At 70.0% G+C, this 19,998-nt stretch carries 19 protein-coding genes; 1 reads left to right on the top strand and 18 read right to left on the bottom strand.

The genetic code is table 11. From position 1 onward, the window contains the following. Positions 1 to 6: 6 nt before the first annotated feature. The 12 genes from ABZU99_RS26210 to ABZU99_RS26265 all read right to left on the bottom strand — a co-directional run bounded on the left by ABZU99_RS26210 (position 7) and on the right by ABZU99_RS26265 (position 12,313). Positions 7 to 2,829 (bottom strand): DEAD/DEAH box helicase, encoded by a 2,823-nt coding sequence (locus tag ABZU99_RS26210; protein ID WP_355949242.1) that lies wholly within the window; start codon positions 2,827 to 2,829, stop codon positions 7 to 9. Between the two features lie 86 nt (positions 2,830 to 2,915). After that, the gene (locus tag ABZU99_RS26215) at positions 2,916 to 3,806 is read right to left on the bottom strand and encodes a diacylglycerol kinase (protein WP_356050060.1); all 891 of its coding nucleotides are present in this window, start codon (positions 3,804 to 3,806) and stop codon (positions 2,916 to 2,918) included. 222 nt (positions 3,807 to 4,028) lie between these two features. Further along, positions 4,029 to 5,000 (bottom strand): twin-arginine translocase subunit TatC, encoded by a 972-nt coding sequence (gene tatC, locus ABZU99_RS26220; protein ID WP_356050062.1) that lies wholly within the window; start codon positions 4,998 to 5,000, stop codon positions 4,029 to 4,031. A gap of 62 nt (positions 5,001 to 5,062) precedes the next feature. Further along, positions 5,063 to 5,356: a Sec-independent protein translocase subunit TatA gene (gene tatA / locus ABZU99_RS26225; RefSeq protein WP_355949251.1), complete on the bottom strand. Its 294-nt coding sequence runs from the start codon at positions 5,354 to 5,356 to the stop codon at positions 5,063 to 5,065. A gap of 220 nt (positions 5,357 to 5,576) precedes the next feature. After that, positions 5,577 to 5,786 (bottom strand): hypothetical protein, encoded by a 210-nt coding sequence (locus ABZU99_RS26230; protein ID WP_356050064.1) that lies wholly within the window; start codon positions 5,784 to 5,786, stop codon positions 5,577 to 5,579. 9 nt (positions 5,787 to 5,795) lie between these two features. Continuing rightward, on the bottom strand, positions 5,796 to 6,038 hold the full coding sequence (locus ABZU99_RS26235; protein ID WP_355949256.1) for a hypothetical protein: 243 nt from the start codon (positions 6,036 to 6,038) through the stop codon (positions 5,796 to 5,798). 13 nt (positions 6,039 to 6,051) lie between these two features. Continuing rightward, positions 6,052 to 7,011, bottom strand: coding sequence for a WYL domain-containing protein (locus tag ABZU99_RS26240; protein WP_355949258.1), 960 nt, complete (start codon positions 7,009 to 7,011; stop codon positions 6,052 to 6,054). 20 nt (positions 7,012 to 7,031) lie between these two features. Next, positions 7,032 to 8,012, bottom strand: a complete 981-nt coding sequence (locus ABZU99_RS26245) for a WYL domain-containing protein (protein WP_355949260.1) — start codon at positions 8,010 to 8,012, stop codon at positions 7,032 to 7,034. A gap of 116 nt (positions 8,013 to 8,128) precedes the next feature. Continuing rightward, the gene (locus tag ABZU99_RS26250) at positions 8,129 to 8,503 is read right to left on the bottom strand and encodes an FKBP-type peptidyl-prolyl cis-trans isomerase (protein ID WP_355949263.1); all 375 of its coding nucleotides are present in this window, start codon (positions 8,501 to 8,503) and stop codon (positions 8,129 to 8,131) included. Positions 8,504 to 8,542: 39 nt separating this feature from the next. Continuing rightward, positions 8,543 to 9,532: an FKBP-type peptidyl-prolyl cis-trans isomerase gene (locus tag ABZU99_RS26255; RefSeq protein WP_355949267.1), complete on the bottom strand. Its 990-nt coding sequence runs from the start codon at positions 9,530 to 9,532 to the stop codon at positions 8,543 to 8,545. A 114-nt stretch (positions 9,533 to 9,646) separates the two neighbouring features. Beyond that, positions 9,647 to 11,008 carry a Pup--protein ligase gene (gene pafA, locus ABZU99_RS26260; RefSeq protein ID WP_355949269.1) on the bottom strand — a complete coding sequence of 454 codons (1,362 nt, stop codon included), beginning with the start codon at positions 11,006 to 11,008 and terminating at the stop codon, positions 9,647 to 9,649. A gap of 9 nt (positions 11,009 to 11,017) precedes the next feature. Further along, positions 11,018 to 12,313: an MFS transporter gene (locus ABZU99_RS26265; protein ID WP_356050068.1), complete on the bottom strand. Its 1,296-nt coding sequence runs from the start codon at positions 12,311 to 12,313 to the stop codon at positions 11,018 to 11,020. 211 nt (positions 12,314 to 12,524) lie between these two features. Here ABZU99_RS26265 and ABZU99_RS26270 point away from each other — a divergent pair, with 211 nt between their 5' ends. Then, positions 12,525 to 13,583: a LacI family DNA-binding transcriptional regulator gene (locus ABZU99_RS26270; RefSeq protein WP_356050070.1), complete on the top strand. Its 1,059-nt coding sequence runs from the start codon at positions 12,525 to 12,527 to the stop codon at positions 13,581 to 13,583. A gap of 210 nt (positions 13,584 to 13,793) precedes the next feature. On the opposite strand, the gene prcA is transcribed toward ABZU99_RS26270, so the two are convergent. From prcA to arc, 6 genes are all read right to left on the bottom strand, one after another. Further along, the gene (prcA, locus tag ABZU99_RS26275) at positions 13,794 to 14,561 is read right to left on the bottom strand and encodes a proteasome subunit alpha (protein ID WP_355949278.1); all 768 of its coding nucleotides are present in this window, start codon (positions 14,559 to 14,561) and stop codon (positions 13,794 to 13,796) included. A gap of 53 nt (positions 14,562 to 14,614) precedes the next feature. Further along, on the bottom strand, positions 14,615 to 15,460 hold the full coding sequence (prcB, locus tag ABZU99_RS26280; protein WP_355949281.1) for a proteasome subunit beta: 846 nt from the start codon (positions 15,458 to 15,460) through the stop codon (positions 14,615 to 14,617). Then, positions 15,412 to 15,999 (bottom strand): endonuclease VII domain-containing protein, encoded by a 588-nt coding sequence (locus tag ABZU99_RS26285; RefSeq protein ID WP_356050073.1) that lies wholly within the window; start codon positions 15,997 to 15,999, stop codon positions 15,412 to 15,414. The genes prcB and ABZU99_RS26285 overlap by 49 nt, the downstream gene beginning before the upstream one ends. Positions 16,000 to 16,040: 41 nt before the next feature. Beyond that, the gene (locus tag ABZU99_RS26290) at positions 16,041 to 16,259 is read right to left on the bottom strand and encodes a ubiquitin-like protein Pup (protein WP_355949286.1); all 219 of its coding nucleotides are present in this window, start codon (positions 16,257 to 16,259) and stop codon (positions 16,041 to 16,043) included. 137 nt (positions 16,260 to 16,396) lie between these two features. Then, the gene (gene dop, locus ABZU99_RS26295; protein WP_355949289.1) at positions 16,397 to 17,908 is read right to left on the bottom strand and encodes a depupylase/deamidase Dop; all 1,512 of its coding nucleotides are present in this window, start codon (positions 17,906 to 17,908) and stop codon (positions 16,397 to 16,399) included. A 258-nt stretch (positions 17,909 to 18,166) separates the two neighbouring features. Next, complete coding sequence (gene arc / locus ABZU99_RS26300; protein ID WP_355949291.1) at positions 18,167 to 19,933, bottom strand: proteasome ATPase; 1,767 nt, start codon at positions 19,931 to 19,933, stop codon at positions 18,167 to 18,169. Positions 19,934 to 19,998: the final 65 nt, after the last annotated feature.

Consider the following 19,998-nt stretch of genomic DNA (forward strand, 5'->3'; position numbering starts at 1 on the left):
GCCGGGTCAGCCCACCGAGGAGTACGCCACCACGCCGCGCAGCAGCCCATCGACCGCCCGGCGGGCGTTGCGCGCCACCGTGCCCTCGGGGGCCGCCGCCGCGATCTGGCCGAGCACATCGATCAGTTGCTTGGTCCAGCGCACGAAGTCACCGGCGGGCATGTCGATTTCCCGCAACACCTCGTCCAGCCCGTGCCCGGAGGCCCAGCGGTAGGCGGCCCAGGCGAAGCCGAGGTCCGGCTCGCGCTGTCCGACGCCCTCCGCCTGGTTGATCCTGTGCTCCTCCTCCAGGGCGTCCAGCCGCCCCCAGATCCGGACCATTTCGCCGAGCGCGTCCTTGGCGCGGCCCGGGGGCAGCTTGGGCGGCAGCGCGTCGTCGGCCGCCCGCGCCTCGTAGACGAGCGCCGAGGCGCAGGCCGCGAGCTCGGCGGGCGGCAGGCCCTCCCAGACGCCCTCGCGCAGACACTCGCTGGCCAGCAGGTCCAGCTCGCCGTAGAGCCGGGCCAGCCGCTTGCCCTCCTCGGTGACCTCGTCACCGCGCAGATAGCCGAGCTCGGACAGCAGGGCGTAGATCCGGTCGAAGGTGCGGGCGATGGTGTTCGTACGGCCCTCGATGCGCCGCTCCAGCTGCCGGGTGTCGCGCAGCAGCCGCTGGTAGCGCTCGCCCCAGCGGGCGTGGTCCTCGCGGTCGGAGCAGCCGTGGCAGGGGTGCGCGCGCAGGGCGGCGCGCAGCCGCGAGATCTCTGCGTCGTCGGCGGCGGGCGAGCGCTCCTTGCGGTGGCGCCGCACATCGTGGTGGCCGGCCTTGTTCCGCAGCGCGGAAGCCAGATCCCGGCGGGACTGGGGGCTGCGCGGGTTGAAGGACTTGGGGATCCGCATCCGGTCCAGCGCCTCGACCGGCACCGGGAAGTCGATCGAGGCCAGCCGCTTGACCTGGCGCTCGGCAGTGAGCACCAGCGGCCGTGGCCCGTCGTGGTGCTCGAAACCGCGGTGGCCGTTGGACCGCCCGGCGGGCAGCCCGGGGTCCAGCACCAGCGCGAGCCCGGCGAACTTGCCGGTGGGCACATGGATGACATCGCCCGGACGGAGCTTCTCCAGCGCGACCGCGGCGGCCGCGCGCCGCTGCGCCACGCCCTGCCGGGCCAGCTCGGTCTCGCGGTCCTTGAGCTCGCGGCGCAGCCGCGCGTACTCCTCGAAGTCGCCGAGGTGGCAGGTCATGGAGGCGCGGTAGCCCTCCAGCCCCTCCTCGTTGCGCTGCACCTGGCGGGAGATCCCGACGACCGCCTTGTCTGCCTGGAACTGCGCGAAGGAGGTCTCCAGCAGCTCACGCGAGCGGTGCCGCCCGAACTGCGAGACGAGATTGACCGCCATGTTGTACGACGGCTTGAAGGAGGAGCGCAGCGGATAGGTGCGCGTCCCGGCGAGGCCCGCGAGGGCGGCGGGGTCCATGGCGCGCTGCCACAGCACCACGGCATGGCCCTCGACGTCGATGCCGCGCCGCCCGGCCCGGCCGGTCAGCTGGGTGTACTCGCCGGGGGTGATGTCGGCGTGCGTCTCGCCGTTCCACTTGACGAGCTTCTCCAACACCACCGAGCGCGCGGGCATGTTGATGCCGAGCGCCAGGGTCTCGGTGGCGAAGACGGCCTTGACCAGGCCGCGGACGAACAGCTCCTCGACAACTTCCTTGAAGGTGGGGAGCATTCCGGCGTGGTGGGCGGCGATGCCTCGCTCGAGGCCCTCCAGCCACTCGAAGTACCCCAGCACGTGGAGGTCTTCGTCGGGGATGCCGGCGGTGCGCTCCTCGACTATCGCCCGGACCTGGGCGCGGGCGGCGTCGTCGTTGAGCCGCAGCCCCGCGTACAGGCACTGCTGGACGGCCGCTTCGCAGCCCGCGCGGCTGAAGATGAAGGTGATGGCGGGCAGCAGCCCCTCGGAGTCGAGCCGGTCGATGACCTCGGGGCGGCCGGGGGTCCAGATCCGGCTGCGCTGACGGCGCTCGCGCTCGCGGTCGGCCTCCCGCATGTTCCGGCCGCGACGCTTGTCGCGGCCGAAAGAGGGCCGGGTGTTCTCCATCCGGGCGAGCCGGACCAGGTCGGGGTTGACCTCGCGGCGGCCGTTCTGGTCGCCGTCCTGGCCGCTCTTCTCCTCGAAGAGGTCGTACATCCGGCGGCCTGCGAGGACGTGCTGCCACAGTGGCACGGGCCGGTGCTCGGAGACGATCACCTCGGTGTCGCCGCGGACGGTGTCGAGCCAGTCGCCGAACTCCTCGGCGTTGGAGACCGTCGCGGACAGTGACACCAGCGTCACCGACTCCGGGAGGTGGATGATGACCTCTTCCCAGACGGCGCCGCGGAACCGGTCGGAGAGGTAGTGCACCTCGTCCATCACCACATAGCCGAGGCCGAGCAGCGACTGGGAGCCCGCGTAGAGCATGTTCCGCAGGACTTCGGTGGTCATGACGACCACCGGGGCCTCGGAGTTGACGCTGTTGTCGCCGGTGAGCAGGCCGACCTTGTCGGCGCCGTAGCGCTTGACCAGGTCGGCGTACTTCTGGTTCGACAGCGCCTTGATGGGCGTGGTGTAGAAGCACTTGCGGCCCTGGGTGAGCGCCAGGTGGACGGCGAACTCGCCCACGATGGTCTTGCCCGAGCCGGTGGGGGCGGCGACCAGCACGCCCTTGCCGGCCTCCAGGGCCTGGCACGCCTCGATCTGGAAGGGGTCCAGCGCGAAGTCGTACATCTCGCGGAAGGGGGCCAGCGCGGTGGCCTGCTCGGCGGCCCGGACGCGGGACGCGGCATAGCGCTCGGCGGGAGATAGCTCGTCGGTCATCGTATGTACGAGCCTACCGGCCGCCTCCGACAGTGCACGCGATCTTTATTCGGGCTTTGTACCGGGCTCCGGTACCGGGAGCGCGGTCAGCCGCCGAGGAGCCGCACGGCGCCGGGCACGGTGCGGGCGGTGACCGGCAGCGGCCCGATCCGCTCACCGTCCGCATACGCGGTGAGATCCTCGGCTGCCAGGGATATGGAGGCCGCCCGGTGGGTGGTGACCGCGGGGTGGTCCAGATGGCTGCCCCGGTAGACGCGCGGGAAGACCGTCAGCAGGGTGGTGCGGGAGCAGGGGCCGACGACGGTGACGTCGAAGAGCCCGTCGTCGAGGCGGGCGTCCGCGCAGATCCGCATCCCGCCGCCGTACGCACCGCCGTTGCCGACCGCGATCAAGGTGGCCTCGACCTCCCGCTGCGGCCCGTCGTCGAGCCGCATCCGGTAGCGGAAGGACCGCAGCCCGGCCAGCTCGGCGAGCATCGCGAGGTCGTAGCGGAGCCGTCCGCCGGGCCATCGCCTCCGGTTGCCCCGGTCGTTGACCCGGGAGTCGAAACCGGAGGCCAGGACGGTACCGAACCAGACGTCCCCCACCCGCCCCAGATCGACGGGGCGGCCGCCGTCCCCCTTGAGCGAGTCGGCGATGGCCCGCGCCGCCGCGGCCGGGTCGCGCACCGGCAGTCCGGCCGTCCGGGCGAAGTCATTGCCGGTGCCCGCCGCGACCACGCCGAGCGGGGTCGCCGTCCCGGCGACGGCCTGGAGCGCGAGCGAGACCATGCCGTCACCGCCGACGGCGATCAGCGCTCCGGTCCCCTCCGCCACCACCGCACGGGCCCGCCGCAGGGCGTCGGCGGCGTCAGCGCCCAGGACGGTCCGTACGCGGAATCCGGCGTCCCGCAGCACCCGGGCGGCCGGCTGGGCGGCGCGGGCGCCGCGCCCCCGGCCCGCCGTGGGGTTGACGAAGAGAGCGATGTCGCAGGTCACTCGCGGATCTTATCGGGCGGGCCCGCCGGTGCGCCGGTGAGGTGACGTCCTGGATGACGTCCTGGGAGACGTCCTGGGAGACGTCCTGGGAGACGTCCTGGGAGACGTCCTGGGGGACGTCCTAAGCGGTTACGGCGAAGTCAAGTGCTGATCCTTCTCGGCGTCCAAGCCCTCGGCCAGGCCGAACGGTGAGGGATCAGCGGCGAACTTCACCGCATCCGCTTAGGTGACGTCGTCGTAGCCGCCCCGCCGGGCGGGGCCGGGGTCGTCCCCGCTGGGCAGCTCGGCCGGACCCGCGCCGACCCGCTCGGTGTCCCCGACGCCCTCGGGCGTCAGGTCCAGCCGCGAGGCCTCGTCGTCGTCCAGGTGGAAGTCGGGGTCGGCGGCCCGGCGGCGCGCCTTGCGCCGGTCGTTGAGCAGGGCGACGGCACAGGCGAAGAAGTAGAGCACGGTGACCGGTCCGGCCAGGGCGAACATGCCGATGGGGTCGGTGCTCGGGGTGGCGATGGCGCCGAAGACCGTGATGCCCATGATCATGCCCCGCCACCAGCCGAACATCTTGCGGCCGCTGAGGATGCCGGTGAAGTTCAGCAGGATCAACAGCAGGGGAAGCTCGAAGGCCAGCCCGAAGACGACGATCATGCGGGCGAGCAGATCGAGGAAGTCGTCGAGCGGCAGGAGGTTGTTCGCCCCGCTGGGCGTGAAGCCGAGCAGCACCTTGGCACTGGCCGGAAGGATCTTGTACGCGAAGAAGGCGCCGCCGACGAAGAGCGGCGCTCCGAGGCCGACGAAGAACAGGCCGTACTTCTTCTCGTTGCGGTGCAGACCGGGCGCGAGGAAGGCCCAGAGCTGATACAGCCAGACCGGGGTGGCGAGCACCACGCCGGTGGTGAAGGAGACCTTCAGCATGATCGTGAACGGCGACAGCAGACCGTTCACGGTGAAGTACGCGCACTTCTGTGCGGCGTCGTGGGCCGAGAGCTCGGACAGGGTGACCCCGCCGCAACCGACGGAGCCCAGCACCGGCTTCATCAGGAAGTCGACGATGTCCATGTAGGAGAACATCGCCACGACCGTGACGACACAGATCGCCAGGACCGATTTGAGCAACCGGTTGCGCAGCTCACGCAGGTGCTCGGCGAGGGGCATCCGCCCCTCGGGGTCCTTCTCCTTCTTGCGGGCAGACTTGAGCAACCCACGTCCTCATCTCGTGCGTCCGGCGGCGGCCGTCGGCGCCGCCGTCAAGTGGCCCCGGGTCAGCGCTTGGTGGTCTGGTCGCTCGGCTCGGACACCGGGCGCGCGCTGGTGACATCGCCCGGGGCGGCCTGGATCGTACGGTGCGCGCCCTGGTCCTGGCCCGGGTCCGGCGGGTCGGCCGGCGCGTTCTGCTGCTGCTGACCGTCCGACTTCATCGCCTTGGCCTCGCTCTTGAGGATGCGGGCCGACTTGCCCAGCGAGCGCGCCATGTCCGGGAGCTTCTTCGCACCGAACAGCAGCACGATGACGACAAGGATGAGAATGATCTCGGGAGCGCCGAGCCTTCCGAACATAAGCGTCTACCTTCTCACCGAGGCGGCTGGGGGTGGGGCTGCCCGACCGGTCGGACAGGTGTCCGGCAGCCGTGCTGTCAGCGATCGTAGCGCGCGGGGGTGAACCGGGGGCAATCCCCATGCGGACGCCTGGTTGCGGCCCTCCGCCTCGTTACCAGGGCCACAAATTCCCAGCCTACCCGCCGTTCCTGTGCGACAGGAGAGGGCCTGTCAGCGGCTGTCACTTGTCACTCCGGCGCAGGGCGTCCACCTGCGAGCCCAGCGGCGCCGCGGCCCGCTCCAGGTCCTCGGCGGCCCGGGTGATCCGCTGCGAGCTGTCCGAGACCTGCCGGGCCAGCCTGCGCACCTCCGCGTAGACCCGTACGGAGAGCACGGCGAGGACGGCGATTCCGCAGAAGGCGAGGGCGAGGGCGAGCATCGGCCAGAGCATGCGCCGAGCCTAGACGGTGGAGTGCAGCCGCAGCGTACGCACCCCGCCGCCGGTGAGCAGCTCCACGATCCGCTCCCCCGCCGGTTTGCGCACCGCGCTGCCGCAATCGGGGCAGGTGAAGGAGTAGAAGGTGGTACGGTCACTGGCCCCGATCGCCAGCCGCAGCGCGCCGGCGGCCAGCTCGAACCGGCCGCGGCACTCCGGACATGCTGCCTTGAAGATCACCGAAGCGGCACTCCCCCGAGCGGTCACTGTGTGCGTCCCTTCACTCGCCGTACGCCGCGAGCGCCCGCTGCGCCGCGTCCCGCGCGCTGTCCGCGAGCCCCTGCGGCGAGACGATCCGGCCGTCCCTGCCGAGCCGCAGCGCCAGCCGGCGCAGCGAGCCGGGCTCGGGGGTGCGCAGCGTGATCCTGAGGCCGCCGTCGGGCAGCTCCTCCGCGCGGTCGTGCGGGTAGTACTCGGCGACCCAGCGCCCGCCGGGGCCGGTCTCGACGACCACCTCGGGGTCCTCGGCGTTGGTCTGCACCAGGGCGGTGGAGAGCTCGGACAGATCGCGCAGCTCGATCGGCGGCGGGTCGGACGCCTCGTCGAGCAGCTTGATCTCCACGACCCGGTCCAGCCGGAAGGTCCGCCGCGCCTCCGAGAGACGGCACCAGGCCTCCATATAGGTGTGGCCGACGGCGAACAGCCGGATCGGGTCCACTTCGCGCTCGGTGAGCTCGTCGCGGGCGGGCGAGTAGTAGCGCAGCCACAGCCGGCGGCGCTCGGAGATGGCCCGGTCGACGTCGGCGAAGACGCCGCCCTCGGATTCGAAGGTGACCGAGAGCCGGGAGCTGGCGCCCGCCGCCTCGCCCGCCGCCGCTTCCAGCTTGGCGGTGGCACGCAGCAGTGCGTCCCGGTCGCCCTCGCGCAGCCCGGGGAGGGTGGCGACGGCGCGGGCGGCGACGAGCAGCGCGGTGGCCTCGTCGGCGGCCAGCCGCAGCGGCTCGGCCACATCGTCGGGGTTGTGCCACCAGATGCGCTCGCCGTCGGTGTCGATGTCCAGCAGATCCCCGCCGCGGAAGCTGGTGCCGCACAGCGGCAGCACATCGAGGTCGGCGATCAGCTCGTCCTCGCTGATCCCGAAGGCGCGGGCGACGTCGGCGACGCGGGCGCCGGGGCGCTCGCGCAGATACGTCACCAGGGAGAGCATCCGGCGGGTCTGGTCAATGGCGTTTCCGGCCATGGTGAAGTCGGTCCGTCCCCTCAGCCCTTGGCCACGGCGCGCAGCCGGTCCACGACATCCGCCCGCAGCTCGTCGGGCGCCAGTACGACCACGTCCGGGCCGAACTCCACGAGCCAGGCGTCCAGCCCGTGTCCGTACGGGATCTCCAACTCGTCCCAGCCGTCGTCCGCGTCGGCCGGCCGGCTGGACAGCGCCCGGGTCCGCAGCGGGTAGCCCTGCCCGGAGCGCAGCCGGATCCGGGCGGTGCCGGTGGCGGTCTCGCCCGCCCAGCTCTCCACCGTCTCGCGGACGGTCGAGTGGTCGGGCACCTCGGCGGTGTAGGCGCCGGAGCGCAGCCGGACCCGGCCGGTGATCCGGGAGAGCCGGAAGACCCGCTCGGCGGCGCGCTCGCGGTCCCATCCGGCGAGGTACCAGTGGCCTCGCCAGCACTCCAGCGTCCAGGGCTCGACCTGGCGCTGCTCGGGCCGGGCGGCGTTCGCCTTGCGGTAGTCGAAGACGACGGGGCGGCGGTCGCGGCAGGCGAGCATCAGTGGCTCGAAGGCGGTCTCATGGACCGGGATGCGCGGCTCCAGAGCGCTGTGCGCGGAGGTGTCGTACGGATCATCGGCGACCGGCATCCCGGCGGCGCGCAGCTTTTGCAGCGCGCCGCTGGCGGCGCCCGCGAGCCGGGCCTGCTGCCAGACCTTCGCGGCGAGGCCGAGGGCGGCGGCCTCCTCGGCGTCCAGGGTGATGGGCGGGAGGCGGTTGCTGTCGCGGCGGGCGAGATAGCCGGTGTCGCCGTCGAGCCCCTCGACCGTTTCGATGACCAGTCCGAGTTCGCGCAGATCGTCCTTGTCGCGCTCGAACATGCGGTTGAAGGCGTCGTCGCTGGCCGCGCCGGCCGCGGCACTCTCCCGGTAGGCCTCTATGGAGTCCCGCAGCTCCCGTTTGGTCAGCGGGCGCCGGGTCCCCAGCAGGCACAGCGCCAGGTTCATCAGCCGCTCGGCCTTGGCAATCGCCATCGACGCCCTTTCTCGGTGACCTTACGCACGTGACCGTACCGCTCCGGGGACGCGCGGCAAAAGCCGAGGGCCCCTGCCCAGTGGGCAGAGACCCTCGGCGCCGGCTCGCGGTGGCCTCAGGCGGAGACCAGGTCGCAGACGAAGATCAGCGACTCGCCCGGCTTGATCCGGCCGCCGCCGGCGCCACGGTCACCGTAGGCCAGGTGCGGCGGGATGATCAGCTGCCGACGGCCGCCGACCTTCATGCCCTGCAGTCCCTGGTCCCAGCCCGGGATGACCTGGCCGACACCGAGCTGGATCCGCAGCGGGGTGTTCCGGTTGTAGCTCGCGTCGAACTCCTCGCCGGTGCTGAAGGCCACGCCGACGTAGTGCACGGCGATGTTGTCGCCGGCCTTGGCGGCGGGTCCGTCGCCCTCCCAGATGTCCTTGATCTCCAGCTCGGCCGGCGGCTCGCCACCCGGGAAGTCGACCTCGGGCTTTTCGATGCTCACGAAAGTGCTCCTCGTTACGTTGTGGGCAACCCGCACAGGCTACAGAACCGACAGGATGTCCACGGAGAACACCAGCGTGGAGTTGGCCGGGATACCCTTCTGGGCCTTCTTCCCGTAGCCCAGCTCCGGGGGCACGACGATCAGCACCCGGCTGCCGACCTTCTTGCCGGTCAGCCCCTGCGACCAGCCCTTGACGACCTGCTGCAGGGAGAACTGGGCGAGCTCGCCCCGCTTGTACGTGGAGTCGAACTCCTTGCCGTTGTCCCAGAGCACGCCCTTGTACTGGACGAGCAGGGCGTCGGTCTTCTTCACCTTCGGGCCGTCGCCCTCGATGACGTACTCGGAGACCAGCTTCTTCGGCGCGGGCTTCTTCGGGACGGTGATGGTGGGGGGCTTGCCGTCGGTGTTGTCGGACACCTTGGGCAGATCCTTGTTCTCCTGCGCCACCTTCTTGCCCTTGGCCGAGCTCTTGGCGTTGTAGCGTTCGATGATGTCGATGACGAACACCAGGGTGTCGGTGCCCTTGATACCGGCCTGCGGCTGGCCCTGCTTGCCGTAGGCGTACGCGGGCGGGACGGCCACCTCCAGCCGGCTGCCGACCTTCCGGCCGACCAGCGCCCGGTCCCAGCCGGGGATGACCTGGCCGGTGCCGAGCTGGAAGACGGCGGGCTTCTTCTTGTCCCAGGAGTTGTCGACGACCTTCCCGGTGCTCCAGATCTGGCCCAGATAGTTGACCTTGAGAAAGTCCTTCTTGACCACCTTCGGGCCGTGCCCCTCGGTGACCGTCTTGACCGCCAGATCGGAGGACGGCTTCCCCGAACCCTTGGCCACCTTCGGCTTCTCACCGAACTTCTTGCCGTCGGTAATGGGGGGCACCGGGCCATTGACCACCTTGCCGGTGGGGGCCGCCGACGGGCTGCTGGGCTCCTCGGACGGCTTGGCCTTCTCAGATCCTGATTTGTCGTCACCGCAGCCCGCGAGGGTGAGCAGGCCCGCGGGCACGGCAAGAAGTACGGAGCGTCGGCGCACGGGGTCCTCGTTCGGTAGATCTTTCGATGGACAACGCGCGCCACTCTACGACGTACCGCGGGCCCCGTCCGGGGAACGCACGGGGCCCGCGGGGAACATAAGCCGACTGCCATGTCACATACCGGCGATGAGTTTCTCCACCCGGTCATCGACCGACCGGAACGGGTCCTTGCACAGCACGGTGCGCTGCGCCTGGTCATTGAGCTTGAGATGCACCCAGTCCACCGTGAAATCGCGGCGCTGCTCCTGGGCGCGCCGGATGAAGTCGCCGCGCAGCCGGGCGCGGGTGGTCTGCGGTGGCACCGACTTGCCCTCGAAGATTTTCAAGTCGTTGCACACCCGGGCCGCCTGACCGCGCTTCTCCAGGAGGTAGTAGAGCCCTCGGCGGCGGTGGATGTCGTGATAGGCGAGGTCTATCTGGGCGATGCGCGGATGCGACATGGTGATGTTGTTCTTGGCCCGGTACCGCTCGATGAGCTGGTACTTCATGACCCAGTCGATCTCGGTCGCGATGCGGTCGAGATCCTCGGTGCGGATCGCGTCGAGGGCGCGGCCCCACAGCTCCAGGACGCGCTCGACCGTGCCGGTGCGGATGCCACGGCGCTCGCAGAAGTCGACGGCCTTCTCGTAGTACTCCTGCTGGACCTCCAGGGCGGAGGCCTCGCGGCCGCTGGCCAGCCGCACCTTCCGCTGCCCGGTGATGTCGTGGCTGACCTCCCGGATGGCCCGGATCGGGTTCTCCAGGGTCAGGTCGCGCATCACCGTGCCCGCCTCGATCATGCGGAGCACGAGGTCGGTGGCGCCGACCTTGAGCAGCATGGTGGTCTCGGACATGTTGGAGTCACCCACGATGACATGCAGCCGGCGGTAACGCTCGGCGTCGGCGTGCGGCTCGTCGCGGGTGTTGATGATCGGCCTGGAGCGCGTCGTCGCGGAGCTGACGCCCTCCCAGATGTGCTCGGCGCGCTGGCTGACGCAGTAGACCGCACCGCGCGGGGTCTGGAGCACCTTGCCCGCACCGCAGAGCAGCTGCCGCGTCACCAGGAACGGGATGAGAATGTCGGCGAGCCGGGAGAACTCCCCGTGGCGAGCCACCAGATAGTTCTCATGGCAGCCATAGGAGTTGCCCGCCGAGTCGGTGTTGTTCTTGAACAGATAGACGTCGCCCGCGATTCCCTCCTCGTGCAGGCGGCGCTCGGCGTCCACGAGCAGACCCTCGAGAATGCGCTCGCCTGCCTTGTCGTGGGTGACCAGCTCGGTCACGTTGTCGCACTCGGGGGTTGCGTATTCCGGGTGCGAGCCCACGTCGAGATAGAGGCGGGCGCCGTTGCGCAGGAAGACATTGCTGCTGCGGCCCCACGAGACGACACGGCGGAAGAGGTAGCGCGCCACTTCGTCAGGAGACAGCCGACGCTGTCCCCTGAATGTGCACGTGACGCCGTACTCGTTCTCCAGCCCGAAAATGCGGCGGTCCATGCCTGAACATTACGCCTGATGGCCTGCTCTGAAACCGGGTTCGACGGCACGGTTGCGATCATTTTCCGCGCAGGGTTCACCCGGCGTTGGCTCGAGCGTCGCCCCCGCCGCCGGGTGCGGCGGCCGCCGCACCGGGTCCAGGAGGAACCGCTGGGCGGCCAGCAGCACGGCGAGCGCCGCCGCTCCGGCGGCCGCGGGGACCGCGAAACCGGGGCCGGTGCCGCCGAGCTCGACGGCGGGCCCCCCGGCGGCCGTCCCTACCGCGTTGCCGACCACGAAGGTCGTCACCAGCCAGGAGAACGCCTCGGTGACCGTGCCGGAGGGGGCGTGGCGGTCGACGACCACGAACGCGCACGCGAGCGCCGGGGCCAGGAACACGCCCGCCACCCCGGCCAGCACCGTCATGGCGGCGACGCCGGGCACCAGCGTCAGCGGCACATAGCCGAGCGCGAGCGCGGCCACGAGCAGCCGCAGCCGCCGTTCGGGCGAGCCGGGCCAGGTGCGGGCGCCGTAGACGACGCCACCGAGCAGCGCGCCCCCGCCCAGCGCGGACAGCAGATAGCTGGCGACCATGCCGCCGCCGTGCTCGTCGGCGTACGCCACCGAGGCCACCGCGATCGCCCCGAGGGCGAGGCCGATGAAGAAGAACGAGCCGAGCAGAACCAGCAGCCCGGGCGAGCGCAGCGCGCCCAGCCAGTGCGCCTCGCGCGGCCCGGAGCGCCACCGCCGGGAGGGCGGCGACACGACGACGGACAGCGCGCCCAGGACGCCGATGGCGTTGATCACCAGCAGCGCCGCCGCCTCCGACCACGCGGTCACGACCAGGGTGACCAGCAGCGGGCCGACGCAGAACATCACCTCCTGGGCCACGGCGTCCAGCGCGTACGCCGTGTGCACCTGGTCCTCGCGCCGCAGCACCGCCGGCCACAGGGCCCGCAGCCCGCCCTCCAGCGGTGGGGTGAACAGGCCCGCGATGAGCATCGCGGCGTACGCCACGGGCAGCGGGTCGAGCCCGACGACGGCGAACAGCACCATCCCGAGCGCCGAGACCACGGCGGCGGGGAACATCACGCGGGGCTGGCCGAGGTGGTCCACCGCCCGGCCCAGCAGCGGCTGCCCGATGGCGTTGGCCACGCCGTAGACGGCCGACAGCGCCCCGGCGAGGGCGTAGCTGCCGCCCTCGGCGCGCGAGAAGAGGAGCACGGCGAGCGCGGCGGTGGCGTTCGGCAGCCGCCCCATCAGCGTGCCGACGAGCAGTCGTGCCGTATGCCGGGTGCGCAGCAGATCCCCGTAGCCGGCCGCCATGCCTGCCCCTCTCTCTGCGGGTCCCGTAACAAGTTTTACGTATAACGTCCGCCGTTATACGTACCATGGCCGCCGGTAGCGGGTCCACCCGCGGTCGGCGAATCGCCGACCGCGGCGGAAGCGGCGGAGGGGAGCGGAGGCGATGGTGGCGAACGGGGCCGCTGAGAAAGGTTCCCCGGGAACCGGCCGGACGGGTGACGGCGCCCCGGGCGTGTCCCGCCACGCCCCCTCCGGGCGGACGACCAGCCGGGACGTGGCGCGCGCCGCGGGCGTCTCGCAGGCCACCGTCTCGCTGGTGCTCGGGGACAAGTGGCCCGGCCGGGTGTCCGAGCGCACCGCGCATGCCGTCCGCACCGCGGCACGTGACCTCGGCTACCGCCCCAACCTGGCGGCGCGCAGCCTCCGGCTGGGCCGCACCAGAACCGTGCTGCTGGTCGTGCCCGCCCTGACGACCGAGTTCTTCGCCCGCGTCTACACCGGCGCCGCCCGGGTCGCCGCCGACCACGGCCTCGGCGTGGTCCTCTACCCCTCCCCCGAGGGCGTCGGCCCCGCCCGGGATCCCTTCGACTCGGCGCGCGCCTCGCTCGACGGGGTCATCGCCTCGTCCATGGCGGCTGACGCGCTGGCCGCCGTGCGCGGCGGCGGGCTGCCGCTGGTGATGCTCGACAGCGACCCGGACGATCCGGCCGCGGCGGCCACCGTCAACCTCGACATCGCGGACGGTGCCCGGCAGGCGGCGGGGCATCTGCTGGCGCTCGGCCACCGCCGGGTGGCCCATCTCGCGGCCGCCGTGGACTCCTGGACGTTCCGGGTTCGCGCGCGGGCCCTCGCCCAGGCGGTCAGCGAAGTCCCCGGCACCGCCCTGCGCACCGAGCCGGCCGGGCTGAGCGTCGAGGAGGGCCGCCGGGCGGCCGAACGCGTTCTCGCGGGTCCCGAACCCCGGCCCACCGCGCTCGTCTGCGACGACGACATCCTGGCGGCGGGAGCGTGCAAGGCGGCCCGGCGGCTGGGCCTGCGCGTCCCGGACGATGTCTCGGTGACCGGCTTCGACGATCTGGCCCTGGCCACAGCGGTGGAGCCGGAGCTGACCACGGTCCGGCTCCCGGCGGAGGCCGTCGGCGCGGCCGGTATGCGGGCCCTGATGGCCGTCCTGGACGGCGAGGCACCCCAGGACACGACCCTTCCGGTGGAACTGGTGACACGCGGCTCCAGTGCCCCGCCGCCGCCCGGGGAGCCCGCGGAGGCCGGGGAGCCCGGCCCGGGCACCTAAGCGCCTAAGCGGATGCGGTGAAGTTCCCCGCTGATCCCTCGCCGTTCGGCCTGGCCGAGGGCTTGGACGCCGAGAAGGATCAGCACTTGACTTCGCCGTAACCGCTTAGGGCCGGGGAGCCCGTAGAAGCCCCCGCGGAGCCCCCGTCGACACGCCGACGCGCCCCGGCGGGGCCATGGCCTGCCGGGGCGCGTCGGCGTGTCGTGTGGGTTACTCCTCGGTCTCGCTCGCCTCGCCCGCCTCGGCCCCCTCCGCAGGGGTCTCCGCACCGGTGGCGTCCTCCGACTCCAGGAGCCGGGACAGCTGACGGCCCAGGACGCGCTTGAACTTGCGGCTCTGGGGCCGGGTACGGTCCAGGACCGCCACCTCGAGCTGCTCGGCGGTGAGGCTGCGCTCGCCGCCGTTGTTGTCCCGGGAGAGCGAGTCGACGGCCAGCTTGAGGGCTTCGGCAAGCGTCATGCCGTCCCGATGGCGCTGGTCGAGATAGCTGCTGATCTGGTCGGCATTGCCACCGACGGCGACCGAGCCGTGCTCGTCCACGATGGAGCCGTCGTGCGGCAGCCGGTAGATCTGGTCGTCCTCGGGGCCCTCCCCGACCTCGGCGACGATCAGCTCGACCTCGTACGGCTTCTCGGCGGCGCTGGAGAAGATGGTGCCCAGCGTCTGGGCGTAGACGTTGGCCAGCCCCCTCGCCGTCACATCGTCACGGTCATAGGTATAGCCACGCAGATCGGCGTAGCGGACGCCGCCGATGCGCAGATTCTCGAATTCGTTGTACTTGCCGACCGCCGCGAAGGCGATCCGGTCATAGATCTCACTGACCTTGTGCAGCGCACGGGACGGGTTCTCCGCGACGAACAGGATGCCGTCGGAATACTGAAGCACGACCACGCTGCGGCCACGCGCGATGCCCTTGCGGGCGTATTCGGCACGGTCGGCCATGGCCTGCTGAGGCGATACATAGAACGGCGTCGTCACCGGCTGTCCGTCCCTTCTGTCAATGGCAAATGCATTCCGGGTGGGCCGTTCCTTCAGAGCAGAGCGGCGCGGGGGCCGTCCGGTTCCTCGAGGCGCCGCTCATGGATGGCGCGGACGATCTCGGCAACCTCGTCGTCACTGAACCTCTTGAAGCCGTCCTCGGTGATAGCCGTGACGAGGGGGTAAATGCGCCGGGCCAGATCCGGCCCGCCGGTCGCCGAATCGTCGTCGGCGGCGTCGTAGAGCGCCTGGATGACGGCGGTGGCGACCTGGTCCTCCGTCAGGTCGTCGCGGTAGAGCTTCTTGAGCGCGCCACGGGCGAACATCGAGCCCGAGCCGGTGGCCGCGAAGCCCTGCTCCTCCGAGCGCCCGCCGGTGACGTCGTAGGAGAAGATGCGCCCCTTGTCCCGGTTGACGTCATAGCCCGCGAACAGCGGAACGACGGCCAGGCCCTGCATCGCCATGCCGAGATTGCCCCGGATCATGGTCGACAGCCGGTTGGCCTTGCCCTCCAGCGAGAGGACGGTGCCCTCGACCTTCTCGAAATGCTCCAGCTCCAGTTGGAAGAGCTTGACCATCTCCACGGCGATACCGGCGGTCCCCGCGATACCGACGGCCGAGTACTCGTCGGCGGGGAAGACCTTCTCGATGTCCCGCTGAGCGATGACATTGCCCATCGTCGCGCGGCGGTCACCGGCGAGCACCACACCGCCGGGGAAGGTCGCCGCGACGATCGTCGTGCCATGCGGTGCCTCGATGGCGCCCTGCACCGGGGGCAGCGGGCGGTTCCCCGGAAGCAGCTCGGGCTGGTGCGACCCGAGGAAGTCCATGAAGGAGGATGAGCCCGGCGTCAGGAAGGCAGCTGGTAGACGCCCGGTGCTACGAGTGTTGGCTTCCACACGTTTCCTTCCAGGTATGCGGCGCCACGCCGTATGGCATCCGCTCGGTCCTTGAACTGCCCCAATGCCGCATTGCAGCTGAAGCAGAGTACGCCACGGACCCTACCCGTCCCGTGGTCGTGATCCACATGCGCTGTGGGGGCGTCGAGGCATATACAGCAGACGCCTCGCTGCTCGGCAACCAGCGCATCCAACTCCACCGGCGTGAGGCCGTACTTGCGCTTGAAATAGCTGACCCGGTTCCGCTCGGCCCTGCACTCACGGCAATAGCTCGCCCAGCCGTCCGACGAGGACTTGTTGCGCTCCCATTCGGAGTGCGGCTTCACCTCTTCGCACTGCGGACACCGCTTCTGCCTCGGCGGGACCAGAACCTTCTCCCGGACCCTCTTCCCCTTGGCCTCCTGGCGTTGCCGGTAGTACTCAGCGGAGCACTCCCGGCAGTACACCTGGAGACCATCGGACATGGGCTTGTTGCTTGCGAAGGCAGTCCGCAGCAGGTCCTGCTTGCAACGCGAACAGCGCCTCGTCTCTTCGTTCACCCCGAGCGACCCTCGATCTCACCTTGCAATCGAAGGCAAAATCACTCGCCACCCTTCTGAACGAAGGACCTCACGAAATCCTCGGCGTTCTCTTCCAAGACATCGTCGATTTCATCCAGCACGGAATCGACGTCGTCGGAGAGCTTTTCCTGCCGCTCCTTGAGGTCCTCCTGGGCCTGTGCGTCCTGCGCCTGCTCCTCAACCTCTTCGGCCTGGCGTGACGCCTTCTGCTGACCGCCGCCGGTGTCCTTGGTCGCCATATCCCTCACCCCGCTCGGTTCGACCCGCATGGTTCGATCGGTCTCAAGATCAGACCCTACAAGCCGGGTCCGACATCGGCCTCCCACTTGCTACAACGCACGGGGGCCACCTCGATGATTCCCGGCCGGAGGCCATTTCAGCCGCCGGACAACACCCGGACCAGGTCCTCGGCCGTACGACAGCGGTCCAGCAGCTCCTTGACGTGGTTGCGGGTACCGCGCAGCGGCTCCAGCGTGGGGACCCGCTGCAGGGAGTCACGGCCGGGGAGGTCGAAGATCACGGAGTCCCAGGAGGCCGCGGCCACGTCGTCCGCGTACTGCTCCAGGCAGCGGCCGCGGAAGTAGGCGCGGGTGTCCTCCGGGGGCTTGTTCTGGGCCCGTGCGACGTCCTCATCGGTCAGCAGCCGCTTCATCTTGCCGCGGGCCGCCAGCCGGTTGTACAGGCCCTTGTCGGGGCGTACGTCGGCGTACTGCAGGTCCACCAGATGGAGCCGGGCGGCGTCCCACTCCAGGCGGTCGCGCCGGCGGTAGCCCTCCATCAGCTCGCGCTTGGCGATCCAGTCCAGCTCGCCGGACAGGCTCATGGGATCGCGCTCCAGCCGGTTGAGCACGTCCTCCCAGCGGGTCAGGACGTCCCGGGTCTGCTCGTCGGCGTCGGCGCCGAAGCGGTCCTCGACGTATTTGCGGGCCAGCTCGAAGTACTCCATCTGGAGCTGTACGGCGGTCAGCGTACGGCCGCTACGGAGCGTGACCAGCTGATGCAGGCTCGGATCGTGCGAGACCTGGTGCAGGGTGCGCACCGGCTGGTCCACGGCGAGATCCACGGCGATGAAGCCGTCCTCGATCATCGACAGCACCAGGGAGGTGGTGCCGAGCTTGAGGTAGGTCGAGATCTCGGAGAGATTGGCGTCGCCGATGATCACATGCAGCCTGCGGTACTTCTCGGCATCCGCGTGCGGCTCGTCGCGGGTATTGATGATGGGGCGCTTGAGGGTGGTCTCCAGACCGACCTCGACCTCGAAGTAGTCCGCGCGCTGGCTGAGCTGGAAGCCGTGCTCATGGCCGTCCTGGCCGATGCCGACGCGACCGGCGCCGGTCACCACCTGGCGGGAGACGAAGAAGGGCGTCAGATGACGCACGATGTCCGAAAAGGCGGTCTCCCGCTTCATCAGGTAGTTCTCGTGCGTGCCGTAGGAGGCGCCCTTGTTGTCGGTGTTGTTCTTGTAGAGGTGGATGGGCTGGGCTCCGGGCAGCTCGGCCGCGCGCATGGCGGCCTCGGCCATGATGCGCTCACCCGCCTTGTCCCAGAGCACCGCGTCCCGGGGATTGGTGACCTCGGGGGCGGAGTACTCCGGGTGCGCGTGGTCGACGTAGAGCCGCGCGCCATTGGTGAGGATGACATTGGCCAGGCCGATGTCCTCGTCCGTGAGCTGGCTGCCGTCCGCGGACTCGCGCGCGAGGTCGAAGCCACGGGCGTCCCGCAGCGGGTTCTCTTCCTCGAAGTCCCAGCGGGCGCGGCGCGCCCGGTGCATCGCCGCCGCGTAGGCGTTGACGACCTGGGATGAGGTGAGCATGGCATTGGCGTTCGGGTGTCCCGGGACGGAGATCCCGTACTCCGTCTCGATTCCCATAACTCGCCGTACGGTCATGCGGCCCTCCTTGCCCGGCGCCGCCCCCGGGCGGGGTCGGCGCTCAAGTACCGCTGCGCTTCGGATCCGTCTGCGGCCCCCGATCCCGCACGCCGCGATACGGCGGTACCGAAGAGCCTAAAACGGCTATGCGGTGCTGCGGAGATCATTTCAGTCATCGCTCCGGTCGGGCTCGTAGGACTCATACGAATAATGCGGCCGCAAAGCGCATCCGGCTGCGGATGCCCCGTCCAGGACATCCGCAGCCGGACAGCGGTGTTACAGGTACTGACCGGTGTTCGCCACCGTGTCGATGGAGCGTCCCGTGTCCGCGCCCTGCTTGCCGGTGACCAGGGTGCGGATGAAGACGATCCGCTCGCCCTTCTTACCGGAGATCCGGGCCCAGTCGTCCGGGTTCGTGGTGTTGGGCAGGTCCTCGTTCTCCTTGAACTCATCCACGCAGGCAGCGAGCAGATGGGAGACCCGAAGGCCCTTCTGGTTGTGGTCGAGGAAAGCCTTGATCGCCATCTTCTTGGCCCGGTCCACAATGTTCTGGATCATGGCGCCGGAGTTGAAGTCCTTGAAGTAGAGGACTTCCTTGTCACCGTTGGCGTAGGTGACCTCCAGGAAGCGGTTCTCCTCGGACTCCGCGTACATCTGCTCGACAACCGACTGGATCATGCCACCGACGGCGGCCTTCGGGGACCCGCTGTGCTCGGCGAGGTCGTCCGTGTGGATCGGCAGGGTCTCGGTCAGGTACTTCGAGAAGATGTCCTTGGCGGCCTCGGCGTCCGGACGCTCGATCTTGATCTTCACATCGAGGCGGCCGGGACGCAGGATCGCCGGGTCGATCATGTCCTCACGGTTGGAGGCGCCGATGACGATCACGTTTTCCAGGCCCTCGACACCGTCGATCTCGGAGAGCAGCTGGGGGACGATGGTGTTCTCCACGTCCGAGCTGACCCCGGAGCCACGGGTGCGGAAGAGGGAGTCCATCTCGTCGAAGAAGACGATGACGGGCGTGCCCTCACTGGCCTTCTCCCGTGCCCGCTGGAAGACCAGCCGGATGTGCCGCTCCGTCTCACCGACGTACTTGTTGAGCAGCTCCGGGCCCTTGATATTGAGGAAGAAGCTCTTCCCGGCGGGCTTGCCGGTCACCTCGGCGACCTTCTTGGCAAGGGAGTTGGCGACCGCCTTGGCGATGAGCGTCTTGCCACAGCCGGGCGGGCCGTAAAGCAGCACGCCCTTGGGCGGCCGCAGTTCGTGCTCCTTGAAGAGGTCGGGGTAGAGATAAGGGAGCTCGACCGCGTCGCGGATCAGCTCGATCTGGTTTCCCAGACCGCCGATCTTCGTGTAGTCGATGTCCGGAACCTCTTCGAGAACGAGCTCCTCGACCTCGCTCTTGGGCACGACCTCGTAGACATAGCCGGACCGGGGCTCGAGCAACAGGGCGTCACCGGGGCGGATGGTGGTTTCCAGCAGCGGCTCGGCGAGCCGCACCACGCGCTCCTCGTCGGTGTGCCCGATCACCAGGGCCCGCTCGCCGTCCTCAAGGACCTCCTTGAGGGTGACGATGTCCCCGGCGCGCTCGAACTCCATGGCCTCGACCACGTTGAGGGCCTCGTTGAGCATGACTTCCTGGCCGCGCCTGAGCTCCTCGAGCTCGACGCTCGGGCTGACATTCACCCGGAGCTTGCGGCCCCCGGTGAAGATGTCCGCCGTGCCGTCCTCGTTCGCCTGCAGAAAGGCCCCGAAGCCGGCCGGCGGCTGCGCGAGCCGGTCGACCTCCTCCTTGAGGGCCACGATCTGGTCCCGGGCCTCACGGAGTGTGTTCGCGAGCCGCTCGTTCTGTGCGGACACTCCCGCCAGATTGGTCTGCAGCTCGACGATCCGCTCTTCGAGAATCCTCGTATGACGCGGAGAGTCGGCGAGCTTGCGGCGCAGGACGGCGATTTCCTGCTCGAGATAGGCAACCTGGCCGGCAGGGTCATCAGACCCCCGCCCCGGCCGGATGCCGCGGTTGATGTCGTCGTCGTGGGCTGCCACGGTCCTCACCTCCTCCAAGGGGAGCTGGACGCTTCCTGACCCTACCTGGGCCGGTGCGGGTTGAA

Source organism: Streptomyces sp. NPDC005266 (genome assembly GCF_040607655.1).
Lineage (GTDB): Bacteria > Actinomycetota > Actinomycetes > Streptomycetales > Streptomycetaceae > Streptomyces.

Coding starts and splice junctions, on each gene's coding strand:
- ABZU99_RS26210 (WP_355949242.1), bottom strand. CDS start 2,829: ATGACCGACGAGCTATCTCCCGCCGAGCGCTATGCCGCGTCCCGCGTC.
- tatA (WP_355949251.1), bottom strand. CDS start 5,356: ATGTTCGGAAGGCTCGGCGCTCCCGAGATCATTCTCATCCTTGTCGTC.
- ABZU99_RS26230 (WP_356050064.1), bottom strand. CDS start 5,786: ATGCTCTGGCCGATGCTCGCCCTCGCCCTCGCCTTCTGCGGAATCGCC.
- ABZU99_RS26240 (WP_355949258.1), bottom strand. CDS start 7,011: ATGGCCGGAAACGCCATTGACCAGACCCGCCGGATGCTCTCCCTGGTG.
- ABZU99_RS26245 (WP_355949260.1), bottom strand. CDS start 8,012: ATGGCGATTGCCAAGGCCGAGCGGCTGATGAACCTGGCGCTGTGCCTG.
- pafA (WP_355949269.1), bottom strand. CDS start 11,008: ATGGACCGCCGCATTTTCGGGCTGGAGAACGAGTACGGCGTCACGTGC.
- ABZU99_RS26265 (WP_356050068.1), bottom strand. CDS start 12,313: ATGGCGGCCGGCTACGGGGATCTGCTGCGCACCCGGCATACGGCACGA.
- ABZU99_RS26290 (WP_355949286.1), bottom strand. CDS start 16,259: ATGGCGACCAAGGACACCGGCGGCGGTCAGCAGAAGGCGTCACGCCAG.
- dop (WP_355949289.1), bottom strand. CDS start 17,908: ATGACCGTACGGCGAGTTATGGGAATCGAGACGGAGTACGGGATCTCC.